Source organism: Streptomyces sparsus (assembly GCF_054776295.1).
In genome coordinates this window covers 1-4,887 of sequence record NZ_BAAHCA010000333.1, presented here as the reverse complement: position 1 = coordinate 4,887, position 4,887 = coordinate 1, and the positions used below count along the sequence as shown (strand labels likewise).

The window sequence follows — 4,887 nt, the reverse complement described above, 5'->3', positions numbered from 1 at the left end:
CGGCCGGCCGCCGGCGGCTGCGATGCGCGGCGGCCGCGTGACGGCGGCTGCTTACGACGGTGCTCGCTCATGGGAACAGCTACTCCTCGGTCAGGCACCCACGCCTGAAGGCGGCAGTGTACTTCCGGTCCCCCGACATGCGCCCCGTTCGCACACTCGGGCGCACTGCATCCAAGACCAGGACGCGCACACGCGTCACATGGTTCCCGGTGGTGTTCTGCACAGCGACAGCGTACGCAGCTTCAAAACCAGCTTTGCCGGACATTCAGCACCAAGGGGGCAAGTCACCAGCTCGGAATCGCAGATGTGAGCCCGTTCACCCCCGCCGCTCTTGCCGCATCCGACGCACCGTTCTATCGTCTGGATGTATCGAGTCGATACATCAGCTCGGCATATCGGGCGGATCGGCGGAAGCCGGCGCAGGCGAGAGGAGTGGCGGGAGTCGTGAGCAGACGTTCCGGCATCCTCGAGTTCGCCGTTCTCGGCCTGCTCCGCGAAGCCCCGATGCACGGCTATGAGCTACGGAAACGGCTCAACACGTCACTCGGGGTGTTCCGCGCCTTCAGTTACGGTTCGCTCTACCCCTGCCTCAAGACACTGGTCCAGCAGGGATGGATCGCCGAGGAAGCGGGCGGCCCCCACGACGACTCGCTCGCCGCTCCGCTGGCCGGACGCCGGGCGAAGATCGTCTATCGGCTGACGGCCGAGGGCAAGGAGCACTTCGAGGAACTGCTCGCCCAGACCGGTCCGGAGTCCTGGGAGGACGAGCACTTCGGTGTTCGCTTCGCCTTCTTCGGCCAGACCTCACGGGACGTGCGGATGCGGGTGCTGGAAGGCCGCCGCAGCCGGCTCGAAGAGCGTCTCGACAAGATGCGTGCGGCTCTGACCCGCACGCGCGAGCGACTGGACGACTACACCCTCGAGTTGCAGCGCCACGGCATGGAGTCCGTGGAGCGCGAAGTCCGCTGGCTCAACGAGCTCATCGAGAGCGAGCGGACAGGACGCGACCGACGTGAGGCCCGCGACGGGCAGAGCCCCACCGACCGCACGTCGGAACCACGTCAGTCAGAAGATCAGGGCGGTTCGCCCCGGCATCGGGGTGCCACCCGGCCGGATCCGTCCGATGACACCACCTAAGAGGCCCGCACGGTGCGGAGCCTCAACGAGAACACACAGGGAGCAACCGGAATGGGTTCGGTTCGCGTAGCCATCGTCGGCGTGGGCAACTGCGCCGCCTCGCTGGTTCAGGGCGTCGAGTACTACAAGGACGCCGACCCGGACAGCCGGGTCCCGGGTCTGATGCACGTGCAGTTCGGCGACTACCACGTCTCGGACATCGAGTTCGTGGCCGCCTTCGACGTCGACGCCAAGAAGGTCGGCCTCGACCTGGCCGACGCCATCGGCGCCAGCGAGAACAACACCATCAAGATCTGCGACGTCCCGACCAGCGGGGTGAAGGTCCAGCGCGGCCACACCCACGACGGTCTGGGCAAGTACTACCGGGAGACCATCGAGGAGTCGGCGGACGCACCGGTCGACATGGTCAAGGCACTGAAGGACGCCCAGGCGGACGTCCTCGTCTGCTACCTGCCGGTCGGCTCCCAGTCCGCCGTCGAGTTCTACGCCCAGGTGGCCATCGACGCCAAGGTGGCGTTCGTCAACGCGCTGCCGGTCTTCATCGCCGGCACCAAGGCGTGGGCCGACAAGTTCACCGAGGCCGGCGTGCCGATCGTCGGCGACGACATCAAGTCCCAGGTGGGCGCCACCATCACGCACCGCGTGATGGCGAAGCTCTTCGAGGACCGCGGCGTCGTGCTGGACCGCACCATGCAGCTGAACGTCGGCGGCAACATGGACTTCAAGAACATGCTCGAGCGGGAGCGCCTGGAGTCCAAGAAGATCTCCAAGACCCAGGCCGTCACCTCGCAGATCCCCGACCGGGACATGGGCGCGGACAACGTGCACATCGGCCCCTCGGACTACGTGGCCTGGCTGGACGACCGCAAGTGGGCCTACGTCCGCCTGGAGGGTCGCGCCTTCGGTGACGTGCCGCTGAACCTGGAGTACAAGCTCGAGGTCTGGGACTCCCCGAACTCGGCCGGTGTCATCATCGACGCGCTGCGCGCTGCGAAGATCGCCAAGGACCGGGGCGTCGGCGGTCCGATCCTCTCGGCCTCCTCGTACTTCATGAAGTCGCCGCCGGTCCAGTACTTCGACGACCAGGCCCGGGAGAACGTCGAGAAGTTCATCCGCGGTGAGGTCGACCACTGAGGCACAGCGGTCTGTGTGAGGCGCGGTAGCGCTCACCGGCTCCCGGAGCCCGACTGAGCGCCGTACCGACGAATGGGCACCACGCGAAGAGGGTCATGTTTCACGTGAAACATGACCCTCTTCGCGTGCGTCCGGGAGTGCCGCCGAGCTCGGCGGTCCCGCTTCGCTCAGCGGTCCACCATGCGGTCGACCGAGGTGGTGGTGTGCCGCAGGTGGGCGACCAGCTCGTCACCGACCTGCGGCTCGGGGGCGTCGTCCGGCACGAACAGGATCGACACCTGCATGTGCGGCGGCTCGGCGAACCAGCGCTGCTTGCCGGCCCACACGAACGGGGAGAGGTTCCGGTTGACGGTGGCCAGCCCGGCCCGGGCGACCCCCTTGGCGCGGGACGTCATACCGTGCAGCGCCTTGGGCGCCTCCAGCCCCACACCGTGCGAGGTGCCGCCGGCCACCACGGCCAGCCATCCGTCACCGGCGACCTTCTGCTGCCGGTAGCCGAACCGGTCGCCCTTCGTCACCCGGGTCACGTCGAGCACCGCGCCCCGGTACTCGGTCGCCGCGTGGTCGCCGAGCCACAGCTGGGTGCCGATCCGCGCCCGGAAGCGGGTCTGCGGGAACTGCTGCTGCAACCGTGCGAACTCGTCGGCCTTCAGGTGGCTGACGAACATCGTCTCCAGCGGCAGCCGGGCCGCCCGCAGCCGGTCCATCCAGTGGATCACCTCGTCCACGGCGTCCGAGCCGTCCGCGCGGTCCAGCGGCAGGTGGATCGCGAAACCCTCCAGCCGCACGTCGTCGATCGCCGCGTGCAGCTTGTCCAGGTCCTCCTCCGAGACCCCGTGCCGCTTCATGCTGCTCATGACCTCGATGACCACCCGGGCCCCCACCAGGGCGGCCACACCGTCCACTGAGGAGACCGAGCGGATCACCCGGTCCGGCAGCGGCACCGGCTCCTCGCCGCGGCGGAACGGTGTGAGCACCAGCAGGTCACCGCTGAAGGTGTCCTTCATACGGGCCGCCTCGTAGGTCGTCCCGACCGCCACGATGTCCGAGCCGAAGCGGGTGACCTCCTCGGAGAGCCGGTCGTGGCCGAAGCCGTATCCATTGCCCTTGCAGACCGGGACGATGCCCGGGAACTGCTCGATCACCGACTGCTGGTGCGCCCGCCAGCGTTCGGTGTCGACGTAGAGGGTGAGCGCCATGGCCGGTTGGGAACCTTCCTCGCGAGGGAATCTGAACGGGGTGACGGGGGCGACGGAGCGCCGGCGGAATAAGACGCGGCGAAGCATGTCAGCGGCGGGACATGTAGATGTCGAGGGCCTTGTGCAGCAGCTTGTTGAGCGGGAAGTCCCACTCACCGATGTACTCGGCCGCCTCCCCACCGGTGCCCACCTTGAACTGGATGAGTCCGAAGAGGTGGTCGGTGTCGTCCAGTGAGTCGGAGATGCCCCGCAGGTCGTAGACGCTCGCCCCGAGCGCGTACGCGTCCTGAAGCATGCGCCACTGCATCGCGTTGGAGGGCCGCACCTCACGCTTGTGGTTGGCCGAGGCCCCGTAGGAGTACCAGACGTGCCCGCCGACGATGAGCATCGTCGCCGCCGCCACCGCCTCGCCCTCGTGCCGGGCGAAGTACAACCGCATCCGGTTCGGGTCCTCGGTGTTCAGCGACGTCCACATGCGCTGGAAGTACGACAGCGGCCGGGGCCGGAAGCGGTCCCGCTCGGCCGTCACCTCGTACAGCTTCTGCCATTCCTCCAGGTCGTCGTAGCCGCCCTGCACGACCTCGACGCCCGCCTTCTCCGCCTTCTTGATGTTGCGACGCCACAGCTGGTTGAAGCCCTTGTGCACCTCGTCCAGCGAACGCCCCTCCAGCGGCACCTGGAAGACGAACCGCGGCTGGACGTCCCCGAAGCCCGCACCGCCGTCCTCCCCCTGCTGCCAGCCCATCCGGCGCAGCCGGTCGGACACCTCGAAGGCTCGCGGCTCGATGAAGGACGCCTCGACGTCCCGCAGCCGCTTGACGTCCGGGTCCTGGATGCCCTTCTTGATCGCGGCGGCGTTCCAGCGCCTGATCACCACCGGCGGACCCATCTTCACCGAGAACGCGCCCTGCGCCTTGAGGTGCGCCAGCATCGGCCGCAGCCACTCCTCCAGGTTCGGAGCGTGCCAGTTGATCACCGGCCCCTCGGGCAGGTACGCGAGGTAGCGCTTCACCTTCGGCAGCTGCCGGTAGAGCACCAGCCCGGCGCCGACCAGCTCACCGGTCGAGTCGTCGAACCAGCCGAGGTTCTCCGACCGCCACTCCGCCTTCACGTCCGCCCAAGCCGGCACCTGGCAGTGGCTGGCCGAGGACAGGGTCTGGATATACGCCAGGTGTTGCTCTCGACTGATCGTCCTCAGGGTAAGGCTCATGTGGGGCGCTCCTCCGGCGTACTTCGCAGGGTCTTCGCGAAGCCTACTGGGCCGGAAGGCCGCCCCCGGTGGCCGTACCGCCCCGCGCCCACCGGGAACGGCCACCCCGCCGGGTGGCGTCACCCGTGGGGACGGCCGCCGTCGGGGAGCACGGCATGGACGCGCGGGGCGGTCGCCCCCACGAAGGCCGCCCCTGGGCGAGGGCCG

At 68.4% G+C, this 4,887-nt stretch carries 4 protein-coding genes; 2 read left to right on the top strand and 2 right to left on the bottom strand.

Going from position 1 to position 4,887, the window contains the following annotated elements; translation table 11 throughout:
- Nucleotides 1–444 precede the first annotated feature (444 nt).
- A complete protein-coding gene (locus tag ACYVE9_RS15730; RefSeq protein WP_461028474.1) occupies nt 445–1,137 on the top strand; it encodes a PadR family transcriptional regulator in 693 nt (230 codons plus the stop codon).
- Between the two features lie 51 nt (nt 1,138–1,188).
- On the top strand, nt 1,189–2,271 hold the full coding sequence (locus tag ACYVE9_RS15725) for an inositol-3-phosphate synthase (RefSeq protein ID WP_461028473.1): 1,083 nt from the start codon (nt 1,189–1,191) through the stop codon (nt 2,269–2,271).
- 167 nt (nt 2,272–2,438) lie between these two features.
- Here ACYVE9_RS15725 and ACYVE9_RS15720 read toward each other — a convergent pair whose 3' ends face one another.
- Complete coding sequence (locus ACYVE9_RS15720; protein WP_461028472.1) at nt 2,439–3,470, bottom strand: alanine racemase; 1,032 nt, start codon at nt 3,468–3,470, stop codon at nt 2,439–2,441.
- Nucleotides 3,471–3,558: 88 nt separating this feature from the next.
- Entirely contained in the window at nt 3,559–4,680 is a 1,122-nt protein-coding gene (locus ACYVE9_RS15715; protein ID WP_461028471.1) for a lipid II:glycine glycyltransferase FemX, read from the bottom strand.
- Nucleotides 4,681–4,887 lie beyond the last annotated feature (207 nt).